Raw genomic sequence first — 21,052 nt, forward strand, 5'->3', positions numbered from 1 at the left:
GGACGTACTCGGGCGTGGGCCCGGTGCGGCGAGAGTGCGTGCATGGCGCCGCGGGGCAGATGGGAGTTTGACGACAGGGCCTAGGCGAGGGCGTGGGGCGGCCCGGCTCTTGACGGGCGGCCCCACGGCTCCCTACGGTCTGGTTTGCCATCAGGACATCTGACGTCTTCTGTCCTGTCGCTTTCCTCGTCCCCTCCAGGAGGGCACCGCCATGCCGTCGGCCGATCTCACGCTCGCGGAATGCCGCGCCTACCGGCCCGAACTGCCGCTTCCCGACGGGTTCGACGCCTTCTGGTCCGACACCCTGGACGAGAAGGGCCCCGGCGGCGCACCGGACCGGCGACCCCGGTTCGACGAGGTCGACAGCGGCCTGGTCCAGGTCCGCTGTTACGACGTGAGCGTCCCGGGCTACGACGGCCGTCCCGTACGGGGGTGGCTGCGGATGCCGGCCGGTGCCACCGGGCCGCTCGGCTGCGTCGTGGAGTTCCTCGGGTACGGGCGCGGCCGGGGCCTGGCCCACGAGCAGCTCATGTGGGCCTGCGCCGGATACGCGCACCTGGTCATGGACACCCGCGGCCAGGGCTGGTCCTCGGCGACCGGCTCGACCCCCGACACGGACCCGGGATCGGCCGGCGCCGTGCCGGGCTTCCTGACGCGGGGCGTCGAGAGCCCCGGAACGCACTACTACCGGCGGGTGTTCACCGACGCGGTCCGCTGCGTGCAGGCGATGCGCGAGCACCCCGAGGTCGACCCCGCCCGCATCGTGGTGACCGGGGTCAGCCAGGGCGGAGGCATCGCGCTGGCCGTGGCCGGGCTCGTGCCGGGGCTCGCCGGAGTGATGCCGGACGTGCCGTTCCTGTGCAACATCCCCCGGGCCGCACGGATCGCCGCGACACCCCCGTACACCGAGATCGCCGCCTACCTCCGGCTCCACCGCGACCGCGTCGAGCCGGTGTTCCGCACCCTGGCGTACTTCGACGGGGCCCACCACGCCACCCGGGCCACCGCCCCGGCGCTGTTCTCCATCGCGATGGCGGACGACATCTGTCCGCCCTCCACCTGCTTCACGGCCTACAACCGGTACACGGGCCCCAAGGAGGTGCGCGTCTACGAGTTCAACGGGCACGAGGGCGGCGCCGAACACCACCGGGCCGAACAACTGGCCTGGGTGCGCGCCCTGTTCGCCGGCCTCCCGGCCGAAAGCTCCTGAACTCCGACCGCTTGGTCCGCACGTCTCCCCTCACGAGAAGAGAGATCGTCCATGCAGCGCAGAGTCACCGTCGCCATGCTGTCCGCCGCCCTCCTGGTGGCCACCACCGCCGGCACCGCCCACGGCGCACCGGCCGCCGCCCCCGGCGAACTGACCTCGAAGGACATAGCGACCCAGGGCGTCGGATCCCCCCACTACCGCATCCCCGCGCTCACCACCTCCGTCAAGGGCACGGTGATCGCCGCCTACGACACCCGCCCCACGCTCGGCGACCTCCCCGGCAATCTCGGCGTCGTCGTACGCCGCAGCACCGACGGCGGCACCACCTGGGGGGGCCAGCAGGTCGTCCGCAAGGAGGCGGCCCCCAAGGGCTTCGGCGACCCCAGCCTCCTCGTGCACCGCACGACCGGCCGGATCTTCGTCTTCTACGCGGGCTCCGTCAACCAGGGCTTCTTCGGCTCGGCCACCGGCAACGACGAGAGCGACCCGGACATCCTCCAGGCCGACTACAGCTACTCGGACGACGACGGCGTCACCTGGACCCACCGCCGCATCACCCAGCAGATCAAGAACCCCGCCTGGGCCGGTATGTTCGCGGCCTCCGGCGAAGGCATCCAGGTGCGCCACGGCGCGTACAAGGGCCGGCTGATCCAGCAGTACGCCATCCGGAACAACGGCGCCAACTACGCCGTCAGCGCCTACAGCGACGACCACGGCGCTACCTGGGAGATGGGCACCCCGGTCGGCCCGGGCGGCGACGAGAACAAGACCGTCGAGCTCAGCGACGGCCGGATCATGCTCAACAACCGCTCCGCGCCCTACCGGACCGTCGCGTACTCCAGCGACGGCGGTGTCACCTACACGCCGTTCACCCAGGACACCAACCTGCGCGACCCGGCGAACAACGGCTCGATCATCCGGTACGCACCGGACGTGCCGGCCTCCCATCCCCAGGCGTCGTGGCTGCTGTTCAGCAACACGGACAGCACCTCGCGGAAGAACCTCACCGTGAAGATGTCCTGCGACAACGGGAAGACCTGGCCGATCAAGAAGGTCGTCAACCCCGACAGCGCCGCCTACTCGACGCTGACCCGGCTGCCGGACGGCCGGCTCGGACTGCTCTACGAGCGCGCCGACTACCGGCACATCACCTACTCCTCGTTCGACCTGAAGTGGCTCGGCGGCACCTGCGCGGACATCACCATCACGCCCCCGGCCACGCTGAAGGCGGGGACGGCCACCGAGGTGACCGTGCGGGTGGTCAACCGGATGGACGTCACCCGCAACGCGGGCACGCTCGACCTGACCGTGCCCGGCGGCTGGACGACCCGCCAGGTGGCGTTCCCGGCGCTCAGGCCCGGGGAGGGGGCGAACATCAAGGTCCCGGTCACGATCCCGGCGGGCGCGTCCGGCACCGCCGGACTGACGGCCACCTACAGGGCCGACGGCAAGCAGGCGTCCGGAACCCGGTCGGTGACCGTGACCCCGTAACCGCCCCGGGCCTGAGGGCTGTCCGCCGGAAAGTGCGGGCAGCCCTCAGGGCCGCTCCAGACGGGAGCGGATGCCGTCGAAGTGGGCGCGCATCGCCGACGCCGCCCGGGCCCCGTCGCCCGCCGCCACCGCCGCGACGATCGCGTGGTGCTGGGCGCACGTGACGCCGGGGTCCTGGTGGCCGTCGTCCGTGCTGGCGCGCACCCCGTCCATCGCCGCCCAGAACGCGTCCAGCACCTCGCTGAGCAGGTGGTTGTCGAGCGAGGCGTAGAGCGCCAGATGGAAGGCGCGGTCGGTCGCCCGGGCGACCCGGCCGTCCCGGGCGGCCTCGGCCTCCATCGTGGCGACCAGCCTCCGCAGCACCGCCAGGTCCTCGGCGGGAATGCCCGCGCTGACGGCGCCGACCAGCCCGGTCTCCAACGCCTCGCGCACCTTCATCAACTCCAGCAGCCCCGGCTCGCCCCGGCCGTGCCGCACGACCGCCCGGAAGGCCAGGCCCTCGGCGAAGGGTGTCAGCGAGAGCGAGCCGACGAAGGTGCCGAAGCCCCGTCGGATCTCCACGACGTTCATGGCCTGCAGCGCCTTGAGCGCCTCGCGCACCGAGACCCGCCCGGCGGCGAACAGCTCCATCAACTCGGGCTCGGTGGGCAGCGGATCTCCCGGGCCGAGCGCCCGGGCGAGGATGAGTTCCCTGATCCTCCGTTCGATGTCCTGCGCCATGGTGGGGCGGGCCACAACCGTCCTCCTGAGGTGTCGTCGGCCGCCGCGACCTCTTGACCGGCCGCCGGGGCATCGGCTTAAGCTAAGCCGGACGTAAGACATCTTACGTCTCATGTCCTGGTCTCGTCCTCACCTTCGGGCGAACGGCGAAAGACCGGCGTTCCGAGCGAGCTGGAGCTCTTCCACCATGTCCCTGACCGCACCGCTGCGCGGCGTCGTACCGCCGGTCTGCACTCCGCTCGACGACCGGGGCGAGGTCGACACGGCCTCCCTCACCCGGCTCGTCGGTCACCTCGTCGACGGCGGCGTACACGGCCTCTTCGCCCTCGGTTCGACCAGCGAGGTCGCCTACCTGACCGACGCCCAGCGCGCCACCGCCCTGAGGACCGTCGTCACCGCCGCCGCCGGACGGGTCCCCGTACTGGCCGGGGTCATCGACACCACGACCCCCCGGGTGCTCGCCCACGCCAGGACCGCCGCGGAACTGGGCGCCGACGCCCTCGTCGCGACGGCGCCCTTCTACACCCGCACCCACCCCACCGAGATCGCGCGGCACTTCCGGGGGCTGCGCGCGGGCGTCGACCTGCCGCTGTTCGCCTACGACATCCCGGTCGCCGTGCACTGCAAGCTCTCCGCCGCCCTGGTCCGCGAACTGGCCGGGGACGGCACTCTGGCCGGCCTCAAGGACAGCAGCGGCGACGAGGGCGGTCTGCGCGGACTCGTCGTCGCGCTCGGCGGACGCGAGGGCCGGGCACGGGGCCCCGCGCCGCACTTCAGCGTGCTGACCGGATCCGAACTCACCGTGGACGCGGCCCTGCTGGCCGGAGCCGACGGCGTCGTCCCCGGGCTCGGCAACGTCGATCCGGCCGGCTACGTACGGCTGTACGACGCCGCGCGAGCGGGGGACTGGGCGCTCGCCGCCCGCGAACAGGAGCGGCTCGTCGAGCTGTTCGCCATGGTCGACGTCGGCCCCGAGCAGGAGATGGGCCGCAGCTCGTCGGCGCTCGGAGCCTTCAAGGAGGCGCTGCGGCTGCTCGGCGTCATCGACCGAGGCGCCACCGCCTTCCCGCAGATCCCGCTGTCCGCCGCGGCCGTCGCATCCGTCGCGGAGCGGCTGCGCGGCGCCGGTCTGCCGCCGGTCCGATGAACGGGCTGACGACCGGGCCGACGACCGGAGTTGTGGTCATCGGCCTCGACCTCGGGGGCACGAAGATCGCGGCGGCCCTCTTCGCCCCCGACGGCGAGGCGCTGGCCCGGCACACCCGGGCCACCCCCGCCCGGGACGGCGCCGCCGCCGTGCTCGACGCGCTCGCCGCTGCGGCGGCCGAGGTCGACCCCGACGGCCTGGCCTCCCTGGTCGGCATCGCCGCCGCCGGGGTCGTCGACCCCCGCAGCGGCATGGTCACCAGCGCCACCGACTCCATCCGGGGCTGGGCCGGCACCGCCCTCGGCACCGGCCTCGCGAACCGTACGGGCCTGCCGGTGGCCTGCGACAACGACGTGCGCGCCACAGCGGGACCCGAACTCGCCGCCCTGGCCGGCAGCCACGGTTCGCTGCTGTACGCGGCCGTCGGCACGGGGGTGGGCGGCGCCCTCGCCGTCGACGGGCGGATGCTGCACGGCGCCGCCGGAATCGCCGGCCACCTCGGCCATCTGCCCAGCGCCGAGGCGGCCGGACTGCCCTGCACCTGCGGCGCCACCGGACACCTGGAGGTCATCGCCTCCGGCCCGGGCATCGCCGCCCACTACGCACGGCTCACCGGCACCCGGCCCGACCGGCTCGAAACGGTCGCCGCCCGGGCCGCCGCAGGCGAGCAGGCTGCCGTACGGGCCATCACCACCGGTGCGACGGCGGCCGGCCGGGTCCTCGGCGGCCTGGCCAACGCCCTCGGCCCCGACCGGGTCGTCGTCGGCGGCGGGGTCCCCCGTATCGGCGCGCTGTACCGCTCCGCGCTGGCCACGGCCTTCGCCGCCGAACTGATGCCGCCCCTGCGGGGACTCCTCCCCGAACCCCCGCTCCACGGCGCGGACGCCGCCGTACGGGGCGCGGCGGCCCTGACCGCCACCCTTCCCCTCCACCGTCCGGGAGCTCACCGATGAACGCACAGGATCTGGCCACCGCACTCCGGGGCCGTCTGATCGTCTCCTGCCAGGCGCCCCCCGGGGACCCGATGCGGGAGACCGCCACCCTCGTCCGCCTCGCGCTCGCGGCGGCCGCCGGCGGCGGCGCCGCGATCCGCGCCAACGAACCGGAGGTCGTCGCCGCGATCGTGGCGGCGGTGGACCTGCCGGTCATCGGCCTGTGGAAGGACGGAGACACCGGGGTGTACATCACCCCGACCGTCCGGCACGCCCTGGCCGTCGCCGCGTCGGGCGCCGCCGTGGTCGCCGCCGACGCCACCGACCGGCCGCGTCCGGACGGTTCCACCTTCGCCGAGCTCGTCGCCGCCGTCCACGCGGCGGGGGCCCTCGTCATGGCCGACGTCGCCACCCTCGCGGAGGGGATCGCCGCCGCCGGACAGGGCGCGGATTTCGTCTCCACCACCCTGTCCGGCTACGTGCCGGGGACCTCGAAGCAGACCGGGCCGGATCTGGACCTCGTGGCGTCCCTGTCGGCCGCGGTCTCCGTACCCGTCGTCGCCGAAGGGCGCGTCAACACCCCCGAGGAGGCCGCCGAGGCGCTCGCCCTGGGGGCCCACAGCGTCGTGGTCGGCACCGCCATCACCGCACCCACCGCCCTGACCGCCCGCTTCGCCGCCGCACTGGCATCCGAACCGGGCGGCGGCGCGGGCGAAACCGCTCGGGGCTGAACCGGCAGGCGGCTGCCCACCGGTCGCGCCCCACCCCGCCTCGGGGGCGCGACCACCGGTCTGAGACGCTGTCCGGCACCTGACCAGGTGTTCCGTCCGTCGGCCGCCCACCGAAACCTGACCAGGTGTTCCGTCCGTCCGGCGCCCACCGCACCTGATCCACCCGCAAGGAAGACATGCAGGGAGTCCTCACCGGCTTCACGGTGATCGCCACCGTCATCGCCGTCGGGTACGTCATAGGCCGCCGCGGATATCTGGGACAGGACGGCCGCACCGTGCTGACCCGGCTGGCCTTCAACGTGGCGACCCCGGCCCTGCTCTTCACCATGCTCGCGGGCGCGGACCTGTCCGTCGTCCTGTCGACACGCCTCCTGGTCACGGCGACGGCCACGGCCGCCGCGGCCGGAGTCTTCGTCGTGGTGGCCGGGCTCTTCCTGCGCTGGGACGCCGGACGGGTCACCATCGGCGCCCTGTGCTCCAGTTACGTCAACGCCGGGAATCTGGGCATCCCCATCGCCGTCTACGTCCTCGGGGACGCCTCGCTCGTCGCCCCGGTGCTGCTCCTCCAGCAGATCGTGGTGACCCCGCTGGCCCTGACCGTCCTCGACCTCGGCCGCCCCGGAGAACCGGTCTCGGTCCTCCGGCGGCTGACCACCCCGCTGCGCAACCCGATGGCGATCGGATCGCTGGCCGGTGTCGCCGTGGCCGCGTCCGGCCTGACCCTGCCCGGACCCCTGCTGGAGCCGCTCGTCCTCATCGGCAACATGTCGGTCCCCGCGGTCCTCCTCGCCTTCGGGATATCCCTGTACGGCGGCGAGCGTCCGGGCCGGGGGGAGGACCGGGTCGCGCTGTACCTGTCCGCCCTCCTGAAGACGGTCGCCCAGCCGGTCGTCGCCTGGGCCGTCGGCGCCGGGCTGTTCGGGCTGCGGGGCGAGGCCCTGCTGGCCGTCGTCGTGATCGCGGCTCTGCCGGCCGCCCAGAACCTCTTCACGTACGCCTCGCACTACGGGGTCGCCGAGCGGTTCGCCAGGGAGTCGATCCTGCTGTCCACCCTGCTCTCGGTCCCGGTGCTGATCGCCGTCGCCGCGCTGCTCGGGCCGTAGCCCCCGACCCGGTACCGGGTGTGGCGCAGACCACTCCCGGATGAGAACCCGGGGGCCCCGCCCCGTGACGGCGGCGTTCCTGCTCCGGAACGCCGCCGGGCTGGCCGGTCTCGCCGCGCCCGGGGCCGTCGCCGGGAGCGTCCCGGCCCCGCCGGTCGCGGCTACTTCGTGATGCCGTGCTCCGCCGCCCAGTCGTTCGCGACGTCCTCGGGGTCCTGCCGGTCCTTGTCCACCAGGCGGTTGAGCTCGGTGAGGTCCTTGGTCGTCAGTACGGCCCCGAGGCGGGCGAGCGCCTTGCGGACCGTCGAGTCGGCCTTGCGGTCGGCGATGAGCGGAACGACGTGCTGGCCGGGGATCAGGTTCTTGGGGTCGGTGAGGACGACCCAGCCCTCGGCGGCGATGTCGGTGTCGGTGGTGAAGAGGTTCGCCACGTCCACGTCGCCCTTCTTGAGGGCTCCCTTGACCAACGGGCCCGAGGAGTCGAGGGACTTGAACTCCTTGAACTCCACGCCGTACACGTCCTTGAGGCCCACCGAGCCCACCGTGCGCTTCTTGACCTCGGGGGCCGCGCCGATGACGAGCTTGCCGTTGTGCCGCGCGAGGTCGGCCAGGGACTTCAGACCGTACTCCTCGGCGGTCTCCTTGGTCACCGCGAAGGCGTCGGCGTTCTCCGCCTCGCCGTACGGGAGGATCTGGAGGCCGCGCGGCAGGAGCATCGCCAGGGCGTTCTGCATCGTGCCCTCCTCGGTGGCCGTGGCCTCGGCGTCGAGGTAGTGCAGCAGCGCGCCCTGGTACTCGGGCAGCAGATCGATGTCCCCGCCCTTCAGCGCGGGGATGAGGATCTCGCGGGTGCCCAGGTTGGGGCGGACCTTCGTCTTCACCCCGGAGGCTTCGAGCGTCGCGGCGTAGAGGTACCCGAGGACCTGGTTCTCGGTGAAGTTGGCGGTGCCGATGGTGACGCCGCCCTCGCTGGAGCCCCCGCCCCCGCCGCCGGCCCCCTCCCCGTCGAGGGAGGTGATGCCGCCGCCGCACGAGGCGAGCGCGGGGACGGTGGCGGCGGCGAGGAGTCCGCCGAGGAGGTTTCTGCGGTTCATGGGGGGCTCCTAGGCCTGGGTCCGCGGGGCGGGGCGGTGGCGGAAAAGGACGCGTTGGAGGGCGGAGAGCGCGAGATCGAGGACGACGGCGACGAGCGCCACGAGCACGGCGCCGCCGAGCACCTGCACGAGGTCGCGCTGGGCGAGCCCGTCGAAGACGTACCGGCCGAGCCCGCCGAAGGAGACGTACGCGGCGATGGTCGCCGTCGCGACGACCTGGATGAGCGCGAGCCGGAGCCCGGTCATGATCAGGGGCAGCGCGAGGGGCAGTTCGACCTGGAGGAGAACCTGGTACCAGCGCATTCCCTGGCCGCGCGCCGCGTCCCGCACCTCCGGGTCGACCGCCGTCATCCCGGCGTAGGTGTTGGTGACGATGGACGGCACCGCGAGCGCCACGAGGGCGATGTAGACCGGCCACATCGACAGGCCGCTGGCGAGGAAGACGAGGACCACGAGACCGACCGTGGGCAGCGCCCGCCCGAAACTGGACAGATTGATGGCGATGAACGCGCCGCGCCCGGTGTGGCCAATGAGCAAACCGATCGGCAGGGCGATGGCGGCGGCGACGAGCGTGGCGAGCAGCGAGTACTGGAGGTGCTCGGCGAGGCGGTGCCCGATGCCGTCGGAGCCGGTCCACTGCTCGGCGCCGACCAGCCAGTCGCCGAGGCCCTTGAGGAGTTCGTACATGAGGTCAGGCCTCCTGCTTCTGCCGGCGGGTCCACGGCGTCAGGACGTACTGGAGGGTGACGAGCAGGGCGTCCGCGACGAGTGCGAGGAGCAGGGTCAGGACGACGCCGACGATGACGGGGGTGGGGAAGTTGCGCTGGAACCCGTCGGTGAAGAGCTGCCCGAGCCCGCCGTCGCCGATGTACGTGGCCACGGAGACGAGGGAGATCGCCATCACCGTCGCGATCCGTACACCCGCCATGATCACGGGGAGCGCGAGGGGCAGTTCGACGGTGAGCAGGGTGCGCAGCGGCCGGGAGCCCATCGCCTTCGCGGCTTCCTTCGTCCGGGCGGGGACGGAGTCCAGGCCCTCGACGGTGTTCCGCAGGAGCACGACGAGCGTGTAGATCGTCAGTCCGACGACGGTGGTGGTGCGGGTGAGCCCGCTGACCGGCAGGAGCAGCACGAACACGGCGATGGACGGGATCGTGAACAGGACGTTCGACAGCCCGAGGAGCAGCCCGCGCAGCCTGCGCACCCGGTGGGCCACCACGGCCAGGGGGAGCGAGACGATCAGCCCGAGGAGCACGGCGGTCAGGGCGGCCTGGAGGTGGGAGAGCGTGAGGGCGGTGAGATCGTCGGTGTGGTCGCCTATCCACGACCAGTCGACACTCACGCCGCCACCGTGCTCGCCGCGCCGTGCACCTGGCCCGCACGCTCGTGGATGTCCTCGCGGGACGTCACGCCGGTGAGGACGCCGTCCGCGTCGACCCGGGCGACCAGGCCGCTCGGCGCGGCGATCGACTCGTTGAGCGCGGAGAGGAGCGAGTCGGCGTCCCGCAGGGGCCGGACCGGCGTCTCCGTGTCCGTCTCCTCGTCGCGCCAGGCCAGCGGCTTGCGGGCCGCGTCGAGGGTGAGCTGCCAGCGGCCGCCTTCGGGGGCGGGGCCCTGGGCGACCTCTTCGAGCGTCGTCAGGGAGAGCAGCTTCAGGCCGCGCTCCGCGCCGAGGAAGTCCGCGACGAACGCGTCCGCAGGGCGGGCCAGGAGCTCGGCGGGGGAGGCGCACTGGACGAGGTGGCCGCCGGTGCGGAAGACGGCTATGCGGTCCCCGAGCCGTACGGCCTCGTCGATGTCGTGCGTGACGAAGACGATCGTCTTGTTCAAATCGCGCTGAAGTCGGAGCAGTTCGTCCTGGAGCTGTGTGCGGACCACCGGGTCGACGGCGCCGAAGGGCTCGTCCATCAGGAGGACCGGCGGGTCCGCCGCGAGTGCGCGCGCCACGCCGACGCGCTGCTGCTGGCCGCCGGAGAGCTGGTGCGGGTAGCGCTTCCCCGCATCGGCGGCGAGGCCGACGGTCTCCAGGAGTTCCGCCGCCCGGGCCCGCGCCTTTCTGCGGCCCCAGCCGAGCAGCAGCGGTACGGTCGCGATGTTGTCCAGGACGGTGCGGTGCGGGAAGAGTCCGGACTGCTGGATGACGTAGCCGATGGAGCGGCGCAGCTCGGCGGCGTCCTGCTCCAGGACGTCCTTGCCGCCCACGCTGATCGTTCCGGAGGTCGGCTCGACCATCCGGTTGATCATGCGGAGCGTGGTCGTCTTGCCGCAACCGGAAGATCCGACGAGGACGGTCACGCCCCCTTCCGGCAGGTCGAGCGTGAGGTCGTGCACTGCGGTCGTGCCGTTCGGGAAGCGCTTGTGGGCCTTGTCGAATTGGATCATGAGGAGTCCCTTGCCCGGCTGCATATCATCATGCAGAGTTCTCGGTGACTGAATAGGTTGTCAATAGGTCGTCGCCGTGCGGGTGTAAATCCCCGGTCACCAGTGGCCGCAGGACAAGACGGAGCGCCCGACAGAGGAGGAATTACTACGGATGTCGTCTCATATCTCGGGCAGGGCGGTAGACGGCAATGGTGCGATCGTCATCCTGGACGGCCGCCGCATGAGGGTCGCAGATGTCGTACGATTGGCCGAATCCGCCGCCCGGCCCGTTCCGGGGACCGAGGGCCTGAAGCGCGTGGAAGCCTCCTGGAACGCCGCGCGGGAAATAGCTTCGTGGGGCCGCGTCTACGGTCGTTCCACCGGCGTGGGGGCGAACCGGAATGAGACCGTGCCCACGGAGGCGGCTTCCGGACACGGACTGCGCCTGCTGCGCAGCCACGCCGGGGCGATCGGCGAGGAGCTCCCCGCGCGGCAGGTCCGCGCCATGCTCGCCGTCCGCGCCAACCAGCTCCTCGCCGGCGGCGCCGGGCTTCGCCCGACCGTCGTCACCGCGCTCTGCGAGGCCCTGGAGACGGGCGCCTACCCGAAGGTCAACGAGTTCGGCTCGGTCGGCACCGGCGACATCGCCGCGCTCGCGCAGCTGGGCCTGGCGCTGGCGGGCGAACACCCCTGGCAGGGCGCCGGGACCGCCCCCGCACCGCAGCCCCTCGACAACAACGACGCCCTCGCCCTGATCAGCAGCAACGCGCTCACCCTCGGCCAGTCCGCCCTCGCCCTGCACGAGCTGCGCACCCTGATCGCGGCCACGCAGGTGGTGGCGGCCCTGTCGCTGATGGCGATCGACGGGAGTTACGAGGCCTACGCGCTGCCCGTGCACGAGGCGCGGCGGCACCCCGGCTCGTACGCGGTCGCGGAGCGGATGCGGCTGCTGCTCGGCGCCCCCGACCGCCCCACACCACCGCTCGGCCGGATCCAGGACCCGTACGGCTTCCGCTGCGTGCCCCAGATCCATGGACCCGCGCACGATGCGGCGGACGCGCTCGACGAGGTCCTCGCGGTCGAGATCAACGCGGCGGCCGAGAACCCGCTGATCTCGGCCGACGATATGGCCGCCTACCACCACGGCGGCTTCTACCTCGCCCAACTCGCCCTCTCCCTGGACCACTTCAGGCTCGCGGTGACCCAGGTGGCCCGGCTGTCCACCTCACGGCTCTCGACGCTGAACGAGCCGGGCTTCACCCGCCTGCGCCCGTTCCTCACGGACGGCGAGCCGGCGTCGTCGGGCGTGATGATCCTCGAATACGCGGCCGGGGCTGCGCTCGGCGATCTGCGGGCCTTCTCCGCGCCCGCCTCGCTCGGCCACGCGGTGCTCTCACGGGGAGTCGAGGAGCAGGCGAGCTTCGCTTCGCTGGCGGCACGGCAGACCCTGCGGGCGTGCCAGGCGTTCCGGCTCGTCGTGGGCTGTGAACTCGTCGCTGCCGTCAGGGCGTTGCGCCAGCGCGAGCTGCGCCTCGACCCGGAGCTGCCGGTCGGCCGGGCCCTCGAACTCGCGGCCTCGGTGCTCGACGCGGAGCCGGCCGACCGGCCGCTGACCGACGATGTGGCCGCGGCGGCCGGGCTGCTCGACCGGTTCGCCGAGCTGGGTCCAGGGGCGCTCACCCGAAGGTGAAGGCATAGGCCTGGAGGCCCTCGTCCACGCGGAGTTCGAGGCGTGCGGTGCGCGGGTCCCAGTCGTCGGTGAGCCGGTGGAGTGTCGGCGAGCCGGACACCCGGAGGGTCTTGGTGACCTCGCCGTTCACGAGAACGGTGACCTTGCCGGTGCCGTCCCTCCTCAGGAGCGGGTGGCGGTCCCGCAGCCCTCCTCGTCACCCTCCCGCATACGCTCCGCCATCGACGTGCTCCGGTCGTACGGGTCGACCTCGGCACCGTCGCGCGCTTCGGCGTCGGTGCGCTCGGCGAGGAACGCGGGGGTCAGATAGCCGGTGTGGGTGTCGCAACCGCCGTTGGTGGTGTCCACCTTGTAGGAGACGAGGGAGAACGTCCCCGGCTCGATCACGATCTTCGCCGGGTCGTCCCAGCTCATCACCACCTCGCGGCGCACGATGGTGCGTGCGACCTCGTCGCTGTCCCCCTCGGCGCGCACGACCGGGTAGACGTAGGTGACGTCGGTGGAGACCTGCACCGCACCGCGCTCGCCCTCCCGGAAGGTGACCCGGCCGCGGGTCTTGACCACGTCCCCGGCCGGCCGCACCTCGGAGGACCGGAAGCGGCTGAACAGCAGGAGCGGGTCGTTCTCGCGATCGGGCGCTCGGAGCGCCTTCCCGAGGAAGCCCCGCACATCCGCCTGGTGCGGGTTGATCAGAGCGATGGCCTCGGTCGGCCGCTCGCCGCGCAGCACGGCGGGGTCGAGGCTGGACGCGGCGAGGAAGTCCCGGGTCTTCGCGAGCGCGTCCGCGACCTCCGCCCTGCTCATCCAGCCGGTCGCCCGTGGTTCGGGAAGGTGGATGCCCGCCGTTCCGTCGCTCCACCGCGCGGCCGGAGATCCCCTGAACGGCTCGTTCAGGGTGGGCGGCCGGTCCGCGGCCTCCTGCGCGGGCGCACCGGTCGGACGCTCCGACTCCGCGGCCAGGGGCGCGGCGCTCGCACCGTCGTCGCCGTCGAACCAGCTGCCGATCCCCCAGGGGCCGACGGCCACGACCACCACGGCGACGGCGGCCGCCAGACCGAGCGCGGCCCAGCCCTTGCCCCTGCGCCGCCGGGCCGGCGTGTACGTCCGCCACCCCTCCGGCGGGCCGGACTCCTCCTGGAGCCGCTGCGCCACCATCCGGGCCCGGGCCGACGGCTCCTCGGGCGCTCCCCCGCCCCCGGCCTCGGCCTCCCTCAGGAAACGCTCCCACTCCTCGTCCGGTATGGATGCCCCACCCTTGCTCAACTCACCGCTCCCGTCGCGTGTGTTGCACTCGGCCCCTCCCAGGCCCGAGCGCTGTCCGGGGCATCATCACACGGCCCGCCGACACCCGGCGGCGGGCGGTCCGGTCACCGGCCGGGCGCCCCGACGCGCAGTCCGTCCATGACGAAATCCAGCAGCCGGCCGGCCCTCGGCTCCCAGTCCTCGTGGGGATCGATCTGCCAGAGACCGGCGATGGCGAGGAAGAAGTCGTCCGGGGTCACCCCGGGGCGGACGACACCGGCGCCCTCGCAGGCGCGGAGCAGGGTCCCGGCCGCTTCCATGACCGGGGTGGGGCCGGGCTTGGCGGGTCCGCCCGGTGCGCTGGTGACCAGCCGGATCGCGTCCGCCAGACCGGCCTTGGTCAGGGCGAAGCGGGCGAGACGGTCCATCCACTCGCGAAGGGCCCGTTCGGGCGGGAGTGCCTGGAGCAACTGGTCCGCGGCATCGGCGACCTGCTGCATCTCGTAGCGGTAGACCTCCAGGACGAGGGCCTCCCGGTGCGGGAAGTTCCGGTAGAACGTGCCCTGCCCGACACCCGCCTTCTTGGCGATCGCGCTCAACGGGGCGTCCGCGCACAGCGTCAGCTCGACCATGGCCACGCGCAGGATGCGCTCGCGGTTGCGCTGCGCGTCGAGACGCAGGGGGGCGTCCTTCTTCGGCTGGGACACGGATCCTCCTCGCGGGTTCGTGGCCGAAACCCGTCCTTGTTAACCGGACAGCTGTCCGTTACGTTTTTTCCGTGAGCGGACAGCAGTCCGGTTAGAGCACCTTAGCGCCGGTCGCGTACGCCGTTCGCCGGATCGACCGGTCCCGGCCGGCGGTCCGGTTCCTCGTCACCAGAGACCAGAGAAGGCTGATTATGGCCCCAGCGACCTCGTCGACGTCCAGTGCGATCACCCTGAACATCAACGGCGAGAAGCACCGCCTGCCCATCGACCACCGCACCACCCTGCTCGACGCCCTGCGCGAGCGTCTCGACCTCACCGGCACCAAGAAGGGCTGCGACCAAGGACAGTGCGGCGCCTGCACCGTCCTGGTCGACCGGCGACGCGTCGTCTCCTGCCTCAGTCTCGCGGTGGCGGCCGAGGGACGCGAGATCACCACCATCGAAGGCGTGGCCGAGGGCGACGAACTGCACCCCGTCCAGCAGGCCTTCCTCGACCTCGACGGCTACCAGTGCGGCTACTGCACACCCGGCCAGATCTGCTCGGCCATCGCCGTCATCGAGGAACACGCGGCCGGCTGGCCGAGCGCCGCCACCGACGACCCGGGACCCGAGGCGGGACCGCCACCGCTGACGCCCGACGAGATCCGCGAGCGCATGAGCGGCAACCTGTGCCGCTGCGGCGCCTACGTCTCGATCGTCCAGGCCGTCGCCCGCGCCGCCGCGTCCCACGCCGAGGACCGGACGGCAACCACGAAGGAGACCGCCGCGTGAGGGAGTTCGACTACCAGCGCGCCCACGACGTCACCGGTGCCCTCGCCCTCCTCGCCGCCGACCCGGACGCGCGGTACCTCGGCGGCGGCACCAACCTCGTCGACCTGATGAAGTCCGGCGTGGAGCGCCCCGACCGCCTCGTCGACATCCGTGAACTCCCCCTGGACCGGATCGAACCCGCGGCGGACGGCGGTCTGCGCATCGGAGCGACCGTCACCAACAGCGATCTCGCCGCCCACCCCGAAGTCCGCCGCCACTACCCGGCGTTGTCCCAGGCCGTGCTGGCCGGAGCCTCCGGGCAGCTGCGCAACATGGCGACCGTCGGCGGCAACCTCCTCCAGCGCACCCGCTGCGGCTACTTCACCGACGTCTCGAGGCCCTGCAACAAGCGTGTCCCGGGCAGCGGTTGCCCCGCCGTCGCCGGCGAACACCACAACCACGCCGTGCTCGGCGCCTCCGACCACTGCGTGGCCGTGCACCCCTCAGACATGGGCGTGGCGCTGACGGCGTTCGACGCGGTGATCTCCTACGAGAGCGCCGACGGGCCCGGCGAGACGCCGTTCACCGACTTCTACCTCCCCGTCAAAGACACCCCGCACCGGGAGACCGCCCTGCCGCCCGGCGCTCTGATCACCCACGTCAGCCTCCCCGCCGCCCCCGTCGCCGCCCACTCCCGCTACCGCAAGGTGCGCGAACGCGCCTCGTACGCCTTCGCCATCGGCTCCGTCGCCGCGGCGCTCGACATCGAGGACGGCCTCGTACGCGAAGCACGGCTCGCCCTCGGAGCCGTCGCCTCCCGGCCCTGGCGCGCCCGTGCGGCGGAAGCCGTGCTGACCGGCGCACCGGCCGACGGCGCGACCTTCGCCGCCGCGGCGGACGCCGAACTGGCCGCCGCCCGGCCGCTGCCCGACAACGGATACAAGGTGACCCTCATGCGCAACCTCATGGTCTCCGTACTCACCGAACTCGCCGAAGGGGACGCCCGATGACGACCACCACGCCGGGACCCCGGACCGTGCGCGGAGCCGTCGGCGTCGCCCACACCCGCGTCGAGGGCCGGGACAAGGTCACCGGCGCGGCCCGCTACGCTGGCGAGATCCCGCATCCGGACCTGGCCCACGGCTGGCTCGTGCTGTCCACCGTCACCCGCGGCCGGATCCTCGATGTGGAGACCGCCCCGGTCCTCGACATGCCGGGCGTGCTCACCGTGCTGCACCACGGCAACGCCCCGCGCCTGAACCTCGACTACGTCGGCATGCTCGGCACCCCGCCGGACCCGACCTGCGCCGTCTTCCAGAACGACCGGGTGCCGTTCGCCGGCTGGCCGGTCGCGCTCGTCGTCGCCGAGACCTCCGAGGAGGCCCGGGAGGCCGCCGAAGCGCTCGTGGTGACGTACGAGCGGGAGCCCCACGACACCGCGCTCGTCGCCGGCCACCCGGACGCCTACCCCGCCGCGAGCCACATGCCCGCCGAGACGGAGAAGGGCGACCTGGAGGACCGGCTGGCCGCGTCCACCCATGTGGTGGACGCGCGGTACACCACCCCCGAAGAGCAGCACAGCATGATGGAGCCGCACGCGGCGACCGCCCACTGGGACGGCGGCCGGCTGGAGGTCGTCGACTCCAATCAGGGCGCCGTCTGGGTCCAGAGCGAGCTGGCCATGATGTTCTCGCTCGACGCCTCCTCGGTGCGGGTCCGCTCCGAGCACATAGGCGGCGGCTTCGGCAGCAAGGGCCTGCGCGCCCACCAGGTGTCCGCCGTGATGGCCGCCACCGCCCTGCGCCGCCCGGTGCGCGTGGTGCTGACCCGGCGGCAGACGTTCACCCTGGGCGGCTACCGCAGTCCCACCACCCAGCGGATCAGGCTCGGCGCGGCCCCCGACGGCCGGCTGCTGGCCCTGGAGCACCTCTCGCTGAACCAGACGTCGACGGTGTACGAGTTCGTCGAGCCCAGCGCGGGCGTCGCCCGGGTGATGTACGACGCCGAGGCGCACCGCACCGGCAACCACGTCGTACGGCTCGACGTGCCGTCCCCGACCTGGATGCGCGCACCGGGGGAGGCCCCGGGGTCGTTCGCCATCGAGGCGGCCCTCGACGAGCTCGCCGTACGCGCCGGTATCGACCCGATCGAACTGCGCCTGCGCAACGAGCCGGAGGTGGGCCCCGTCTCCGGGCTGCCGTTCGGCAGCCGCAATCTGGCCGCATGCTTCCGCGAGGGCGCGCGCAGGTTCGGCTGGGCGGACCGCGATCCGCGTCCCGGCACCCGCCGCGACGGACGCTGGCTGCTGGGCACCGGCACGGCGGCGGCCTCCTTCGGCGCGGGCGCCGCCCCGTCCACCGCCCTGGTCACGGCGGAGGCGGACGACTCGTTCACCGTACGGATCACCGCCGCCGACATCGGCACCGGAGCCCGCACCGCGCTCACCCTGATCGCCGCCGACGCGCTGGAGACAACACCCGGACGGGTCCGGGTCCGCATCGGCGACAGCGACTTCGGACCCGCGATGATCGCCGGCGGTTCCATGGGCACCCGCTCCTGGGCCTGGGCGGTCACGGCCGCCGCCGCCGAGCTGCGGGAGCGGCTCGCGGTGACCACGAGCATCCCCCCGGAAGGGATCACGGTGCGGTCCGACACCACCGAAGCGCTCGCGAGCCTCGCGCGGAAGGAACGGCACTCCTACGGGGCGCAGTTCGCCGAAGTCGCCGTCGACACCGCCACCGGTGAGGTCCGGGTGCGCCGTATGCTGGGCGTCTTCGCCGCCGGCCGCATCGTCAATCCGCTCACGGCCCGCAACCAGCTCGTCGGCGGGATGACCTGGGGCATCTCCATGGCCCTGCACGAGGAGGCGGTCCGCGACCGCAACAGCGGCGGTCACTACGCCCCCGATCTCGCCGGCTACCACGTGGCCACGCACGCCGACGTCCCGGACATCGAGGCGCACTGGGTGGACGACCACGACCCGGACGACCCGGTCGGCATCAAGGGCATCGGGGAGATCGGCATCGTGGGCGCGGCGGCGGCCGTCGCCAACGCGGTCTGGCACGCCACCGGCGCCCGCCACCGGGACCTGCCGATCCGCCCCGACCGGATCCTCGCGGCGACGGTGCCGGACCCCGCCGGGGGAGCGGCGGATGCTTGACATCGCCGGTGAGCTGCACCAATGGATGGCGGAGGGCCGGGAGTTCGCCGTCGGCACCGTCGTCTCCGTCGCGGGCAGCGCGCCGCGCGGGCCCGGCGCGGCCCTCGCCGTCGACAGCGAGGGGACGGCGATCGGCTCCGTCTCCGGCGGCTGCGTGGAGGGCGCGGTCTACGAACTGTGCGCCCAGGCCCTCCAGGACGGCCGGACCGTGCGCGAGCAGTTCGGCTACAGCGACGAGGACGCCTTCGCTGCCGGGCTGACCTGCGGCGGGGTCATCGACATCATGGTCACGCCGGTCCGCGCCGACTCGCCGGAACGCGCGGTCCTCAAAACCGCGCTGTCCGCCGCGGTCTCCGGCACGGGGGCCGCCCTCGCCCGGGTGGTGAGCGGCCCGGACGGGTTCCCGGGACGGGCGCTGCTCGTCCTCGCCGACGGTGGTCACGAGGGCGGGCTCGGCGGGAGCCCGGAGCTGGACCGTACGGCGGCGGCCGAGGCCTCGGCCCTGCTGGACGTCGGCCGCACCGGCGCCGTCACCCTCTCCGAGGACGGGACGCACTGCCCCGGCGGGCTCACCCTGCTCGTCGAGAGCAGCGTGCCACCGCCCCGCATGATCGTCTTCGGCGCGGTGGACTTCGCGGCGGCGCTGGTACGGGCCGGAAAGTTCCTGGGCCACCACGTGACGGTGTGCGACGCCCGTCCCGTCTTCGCCACCCGGGCCCGGTTCCCCGAGGCCGACGAGGTCGTCGTCGACTGGCCCCACCGCTATCTCCGGCGCACCCCCACCGACGGGCGCACGGTGCTGTGCGTGCTGACGCACGAGGCCCGGTTCGACGTGCCGCTGCTCACGGAGGCCCTGCGGATGCCCTCCGCGTTCGTCGGGGCGATGGGCTCGCGCCGCATCCACGAGGAGCGCATGCGCCGACTGCGCGAGGCAGGACTGAGCGACCGGGAGCTGGACCGCCTGCGTTCGCCCATCGGCCTGGACCTCGGGGCCCGTACGCCCGAGGAGACGGCCCTGTCCATCGCCGCGGAGATCGTGGCGGCCCGGCGGGGCGGCACGGGCCTGCCCCTGACCGGAGGCGCGGACCCCATCCACCGGGAACCGCGCCAGGAGCCCCACCGGGACCTGCGGGCCGTCAGCCGGGGCTGAGTCCGCCGCGGATCCGGTCGACGGCGGCGGCGACGTTGCCGATGCTCCGCCCCGGCGACGTACCCTGCCCGGGCCCGAGGACCGCGGAGGCGTCGGCCAAGGAGTGGAGTGCCCTCAGGAGGCGTCCTGCCGGCGCACCATCTCGGCGATCCAGACGGGCGCGAACGGGGCGTGCAGCCCGGCGACGCGAGTGCCTGCCGCGTCCTCAGCCGCTTCGCGAGGGCGCGCGGCTTTCCGAGGTTCACCCCGTGATCGTCGCCGTGCTTCTCGTTCACCGCGCGCGCCCTCGGATCCTCCAGCGCGGCCAGTGCGGCCATCACCTCGGCCACCGTCGCGTCGGCCGGCGTCTCTGCGGCCACCCCGGCCTCCTGTAGGTCCGCCCGTCCGTTGCCCTGCCGGTCCGAACGTCGGATGCAGCCTACGACGGACCTCCGGCGCACGGCCGGTGTCCCCGGTGCGACGGGCGGCGGATGTTTGGCAGGGCCGTTCGGGGTCACTCCACTACAGCGGCGCGAGCCACCGGGAACAGACACGCCCAGGTAGCCGACCCTGAGGTGCGCGCCGGGGACGAGGAGACATGAACCGATCGACGGTGGAACCACCACCGACCGCACAGGAGGACTCGATGCGTGACGTTCGCAGGATCTTGCGGGCCAAGGTACTGAAGGCCCGCGGACTGGCCACGGAATCGGACGGCAAGGCGCTCGACGACCAGGACCGCAAGGAGGAGGGCCGACGCCGGCAGGCCGAGGCGCGCCGCCAGGAGCGGCAGGCCCGCCCCGACGGGCGTCCCGGCCGTTGAACGGGCCAGAGGTTCGGGTACCCGAGGGCGAGGACGGCCCCGTGGCGCGGCAGGCCCCGCCGTCCGCGCCCGGCAGGACCCGGCGGCCGGGCGCGGAAGCTCCGCGGCCGGGCCGGGTCGTACGGCTCCCCGGCGTCTACCGGCCACAGACCGACACACTTCTCCTCGCCCTGGCCATGCGCCGCGAGGGGATCGGCCCGGGCACGGACCTGCTGGACCTCTGCACCGGGAGCGGCGCGCTGGCCCTGCACGCCGCCCGGCTCGGCGCCCGCGTCACCGCCGTGGACATCAGCCGCCGGGCCGTCGCGTCCGCACGGCTGAACACCGCGCTCGCCCGCCTGCCGGTCACCGTACGCAGGGGTGACCTGCTCGGGGCCCTGCCCGGCCGCACGTTCGACGCCGTCGTCAGCAACCCCCCGTACGTTCCGGCCCCCGGCCCATCGGTGCCACGGCACGGGCCCGGCCGCTCCTGGGACGCGGGCCCCGAAGGGCGGGTGATTCTCGACCGCATCTGTGACGACGCCTTCGCCGCGCTGCGCCCCGGCGGGCTGCTCCTGCTGGTCCAGTCGGGGCTGAGCCGCCCCGAGGAGACGGTCGGCCGGCTTACCGCGGCCGGACTGGACGTCACCGTGACCGACCGGGTGACGATCCCGTTCGGGCCGGTCACCCGAGGCCGGGCCGCCTGGCTGCGGGACAAGGGACTGCTGCGGGACCGTCTGGACAGGGAAGAGCTGGTGGTGATCCGTGCCCGGAAGGAATGAGA

Annotated in this window: 21 protein-coding genes and 1 pseudogene; 13 read left to right on the forward strand and 9 right to left on the reverse strand. The window is 73.2% G+C overall.

Annotation, left to right across the window (positions count from 1 at the left end; translation table 11 throughout):
- Nucleotides 1-211: 211 nt before the first annotated feature.
- Complete coding sequence (locus N7925_RS32855) at nucleotides 212-1,210, forward strand: acetylxylan esterase (protein WP_274346025.1); 999 nt, start codon at nucleotides 212-214, stop codon at nucleotides 1,208-1,210.
- 51 nt (nucleotides 1,211-1,261) lie between these two features.
- Nucleotides 1,262-2,701, forward strand: a complete 1,440-nt coding sequence (locus N7925_RS32860; protein WP_274346026.1) for a sialidase family protein — start codon at nucleotides 1,262-1,264, stop codon at nucleotides 2,699-2,701.
- Nucleotides 2,702-2,746: 45 nt separating this feature from the next.
- Here the strand turns inward: N7925_RS32860 and N7925_RS32865 are convergent, their stop codons facing one another.
- Nucleotides 2,747-3,436: a FadR/GntR family transcriptional regulator gene (locus N7925_RS32865; protein WP_265603159.1), complete on the reverse strand. Its 690-nt coding sequence runs from the start codon at nucleotides 3,434-3,436 to the stop codon at nucleotides 2,747-2,749.
- 172 nt (nucleotides 3,437-3,608) lie between these two features.
- On the opposite strand from N7925_RS32865, the gene N7925_RS32870 reads away from it, so the two are divergent.
- The 4 genes from N7925_RS32870 to N7925_RS32885 all read left to right on the forward strand — a co-directional run bounded on the left by N7925_RS32870 (nucleotide 3,609) and on the right by N7925_RS32885 (nucleotide 7,334).
- Entirely contained in the window at nucleotides 3,609-4,568 is a 960-nt protein-coding gene (locus N7925_RS32870) for a dihydrodipicolinate synthase family protein (protein WP_274346027.1), read from the forward strand.
- Nucleotides 4,565-5,521 (forward strand): ROK family protein, encoded by a 957-nt coding sequence (locus N7925_RS32875; RefSeq protein WP_274346028.1) that lies wholly within the window; start codon nucleotides 4,565-4,567, stop codon nucleotides 5,519-5,521. The genes N7925_RS32870 and N7925_RS32875 overlap by 4 nt, the downstream gene beginning before the upstream one ends.
- A complete protein-coding gene (locus tag N7925_RS32880) occupies nucleotides 5,518-6,231 on the forward strand; it encodes an N-acetylmannosamine-6-phosphate 2-epimerase (RefSeq protein ID WP_274346029.1) in 714 nt (237 codons plus the stop codon). Before N7925_RS32875 ends, N7925_RS32880 begins: the two co-directional genes overlap by 4 nt.
- Before the next feature lie 176 nt (nucleotides 6,232-6,407).
- Entirely contained in the window at nucleotides 6,408-7,334 is a 927-nt protein-coding gene (locus N7925_RS32885) for an AEC family transporter (RefSeq protein ID WP_274346030.1), read from the forward strand.
- A gap of 161 nt (nucleotides 7,335-7,495) precedes the next feature.
- On the opposite strand, the gene N7925_RS32890 is transcribed toward N7925_RS32885, so the two are convergent.
- Genes N7925_RS32890 through N7925_RS32905 form a run of 4 tightly spaced genes read right to left on the reverse strand, consistent with a single transcriptional unit; the run spans nucleotide 7,496 to nucleotide 10,834 of the window.
- On the reverse strand, nucleotides 7,496-8,428 hold the full coding sequence (locus N7925_RS32890) for an ABC transporter substrate-binding protein (protein ID WP_274346031.1): 933 nt from the start codon (nucleotides 8,426-8,428) through the stop codon (nucleotides 7,496-7,498).
- A gap of 9 nt (nucleotides 8,429-8,437) precedes the next feature.
- Complete coding sequence (locus N7925_RS32895) at nucleotides 8,438-9,115, reverse strand: ABC transporter permease (RefSeq protein WP_265603166.1); 678 nt, start codon at nucleotides 9,113-9,115, stop codon at nucleotides 8,438-8,440.
- A 4-nt stretch (nucleotides 9,116-9,119) separates the two neighbouring features.
- Nucleotides 9,120-9,770: an ABC transporter permease gene (locus N7925_RS32900; protein ID WP_274346032.1), complete on the reverse strand. Its 651-nt coding sequence runs from the start codon at nucleotides 9,768-9,770 to the stop codon at nucleotides 9,120-9,122.
- Complete coding sequence (locus N7925_RS32905; protein ID WP_274346033.1) at nucleotides 9,767-10,834, reverse strand: ABC transporter ATP-binding protein; 1,068 nt, start codon at nucleotides 10,832-10,834, stop codon at nucleotides 9,767-9,769. Before N7925_RS32905 ends, N7925_RS32900 begins: the two co-directional genes overlap by 4 nt.
- Before the next feature lie 127 nt (nucleotides 10,835-10,961).
- Between N7925_RS32905 and N7925_RS32910 the strand changes: the two genes are divergently transcribed.
- Entirely contained in the window at nucleotides 10,962-12,479 is a 1,518-nt protein-coding gene (locus N7925_RS32910) for an aromatic amino acid ammonia-lyase (protein ID WP_274346034.1), read from the forward strand.
- Here the strand turns inward: N7925_RS32910 and N7925_RS32915 are convergent.
- The 3 genes from N7925_RS32915 to N7925_RS32925 all read right to left on the reverse strand — a co-directional run bounded on the left by N7925_RS32915 (nucleotide 12,466) and on the right by N7925_RS32925 (nucleotide 14,428).
- Nucleotides 12,466-12,609 carry a hypothetical protein gene (locus tag N7925_RS32915; RefSeq protein ID WP_265603170.1) on the reverse strand — a complete coding sequence of 48 codons (144 nt, stop codon included), beginning with the start codon at nucleotides 12,607-12,609 and terminating at the stop codon, nucleotides 12,466-12,468. The two genes, N7925_RS32910 and N7925_RS32915, sit on opposite strands and share 14 nt — an antisense overlap.
- A 32-nt stretch (nucleotides 12,610-12,641) precedes the next feature.
- Nucleotides 12,642-13,742 carry a hypothetical protein gene (locus N7925_RS32920; RefSeq protein ID WP_265603171.1) on the reverse strand — a complete coding sequence of 367 codons (1,101 nt, stop codon included), beginning with the start codon at nucleotides 13,740-13,742 and terminating at the stop codon, nucleotides 12,642-12,644.
- A gap of 104 nt (nucleotides 13,743-13,846) precedes the next feature.
- Entirely contained in the window at nucleotides 13,847-14,428 is a 582-nt protein-coding gene (locus tag N7925_RS32925) for a TetR/AcrR family transcriptional regulator (protein ID WP_265603172.1), read from the reverse strand.
- A 191-nt stretch (nucleotides 14,429-14,619) separates the two neighbouring features.
- Here N7925_RS32925 and N7925_RS32930 point away from each other — a divergent pair, with 191 nt between their 5' ends.
- The 4 genes from N7925_RS32930 to N7925_RS32945 are packed head-to-tail and all read left to right on the forward strand — an operon-like array spanning nucleotide 14,620 to nucleotide 19,487.
- A complete protein-coding gene (locus N7925_RS32930; RefSeq protein WP_265603173.1) occupies nucleotides 14,620-15,198 on the forward strand; it encodes a 2Fe-2S iron-sulfur cluster-binding protein in 579 nt (192 codons plus the stop codon).
- On the forward strand, nucleotides 15,195-16,187 hold the full coding sequence (locus N7925_RS32935) for an FAD binding domain-containing protein (RefSeq protein WP_265603174.1): 993 nt from the start codon (nucleotides 15,195-15,197) through the stop codon (nucleotides 16,185-16,187). Before N7925_RS32930 ends, N7925_RS32935 begins: the two co-directional genes overlap by 4 nt.
- Entirely contained in the window at nucleotides 16,184-18,337 is a 2,154-nt protein-coding gene (locus N7925_RS32940; protein WP_274346035.1) for a xanthine dehydrogenase family protein molybdopterin-binding subunit, read from the forward strand. The genes N7925_RS32935 and N7925_RS32940 overlap by 4 nt, the downstream gene beginning before the upstream one ends.
- The gene (locus tag N7925_RS32945; protein WP_274346036.1) at nucleotides 18,330-19,487 is read left to right on the forward strand and encodes an XdhC family protein; all 1,158 of its coding nucleotides are present in this window, start codon (nucleotides 18,330-18,332) and stop codon (nucleotides 19,485-19,487) included. Before N7925_RS32940 ends, N7925_RS32945 begins: the two co-directional genes overlap by 8 nt.
- A gap of 185 nt (nucleotides 19,488-19,672) precedes the next feature.
- Here N7925_RS32945 and N7925_RS32950 read toward each other — a convergent pair.
- Nucleotides 19,673-19,846, reverse strand: a pseudogene (locus N7925_RS32950) (DNA alkylation repair protein); the annotation flags it as partial.
- Nucleotides 19,847-20,064: 218 nt separating this feature from the next.
- On the opposite strand from N7925_RS32950, the gene N7925_RS32955 reads away from it, so the two are divergent.
- The gene (locus N7925_RS32955; RefSeq protein WP_274346037.1) at nucleotides 20,065-20,289 is read left to right on the forward strand and encodes a hypothetical protein; all 225 of its coding nucleotides are present in this window, start codon (nucleotides 20,065-20,067) and stop codon (nucleotides 20,287-20,289) included.
- A gap of 41 nt (nucleotides 20,290-20,330) precedes the next feature.
- Entirely contained in the window at nucleotides 20,331-21,050 is a 720-nt protein-coding gene (locus tag N7925_RS32960; RefSeq protein WP_265603178.1) for a HemK2/MTQ2 family protein methyltransferase, read from the forward strand.
- Nucleotides 21,051-21,052 lie beyond the last annotated feature (2 nt).

Origin of the sequence: Streptomyces sp. CA-278952 (genome assembly GCF_028747205.1) — a bacterium.
GTDB lineage: Bacteria > Actinomycetota > Actinomycetes > Streptomycetales > Streptomycetaceae > Streptomyces.

Excerpts from the sequence above, each read along its gene's own strand:
- N7925_RS32855 (WP_274346025.1), top strand. The coding sequence starts at position 212 with ATGCCGTCGGCCGATCTCACGCTCGCGGAATGCCGCGCCTACCGGCCC.
- N7925_RS32860 (WP_274346026.1), top strand. The coding sequence starts at position 1,262 with ATGCAGCGCAGAGTCACCGTCGCCATGCTGTCCGCCGCCCTCCTGGTG.
- N7925_RS32870 (WP_274346027.1), top strand. The coding sequence starts at position 3,609 with ATGTCCCTGACCGCACCGCTGCGCGGCGTCGTACCGCCGGTCTGCACT.
- N7925_RS32875 (WP_274346028.1), top strand. The coding sequence starts at position 4,565 with ATGAACGGGCTGACGACCGGGCCGACGACCGGAGTTGTGGTCATCGGC.
- N7925_RS32880 (WP_274346029.1), top strand. The coding sequence starts at position 5,518 with ATGAACGCACAGGATCTGGCCACCGCACTCCGGGGCCGTCTGATCGTC.
- N7925_RS32885 (WP_274346030.1), top strand. The coding sequence starts at position 6,408 with ATGCAGGGAGTCCTCACCGGCTTCACGGTGATCGCCACCGTCATCGCC.
- N7925_RS32890 (WP_274346031.1), bottom strand. The coding sequence starts at position 8,428 with ATGAACCGCAGAAACCTCCTCGGCGGACTCCTCGCCGCCGCCACCGTC.
- N7925_RS32895 (WP_265603166.1), bottom strand. The coding sequence starts at position 9,115 with ATGTACGAACTCCTCAAGGGCCTCGGCGACTGGCTGGTCGGCGCCGAG.
- N7925_RS32905 (WP_274346033.1), bottom strand. The coding sequence starts at position 10,834 with ATGCAGCCGGGCAAGGGACTCCTCATGATCCAATTCGACAAGGCCCAC.
- N7925_RS32910 (WP_274346034.1), top strand. The coding sequence starts at position 10,962 with ATGTCGTCTCATATCTCGGGCAGGGCGGTAGACGGCAATGGTGCGATC.
- N7925_RS32930 (WP_265603173.1), top strand. The coding sequence starts at position 14,620 with ATGGCCCCAGCGACCTCGTCGACGTCCAGTGCGATCACCCTGAACATC.
- N7925_RS32940 (WP_274346035.1), top strand. The coding sequence starts at position 16,184 with ATGACGACCACCACGCCGGGACCCCGGACCGTGCGCGGAGCCGTCGGC.
- N7925_RS32945 (WP_274346036.1), top strand. The coding sequence starts at position 18,330 with ATGCTTGACATCGCCGGTGAGCTGCACCAATGGATGGCGGAGGGCCGG.
- N7925_RS32955 (WP_274346037.1), top strand. The coding sequence starts at position 20,065 with ATGAACCGATCGACGGTGGAACCACCACCGACCGCACAGGAGGACTCG.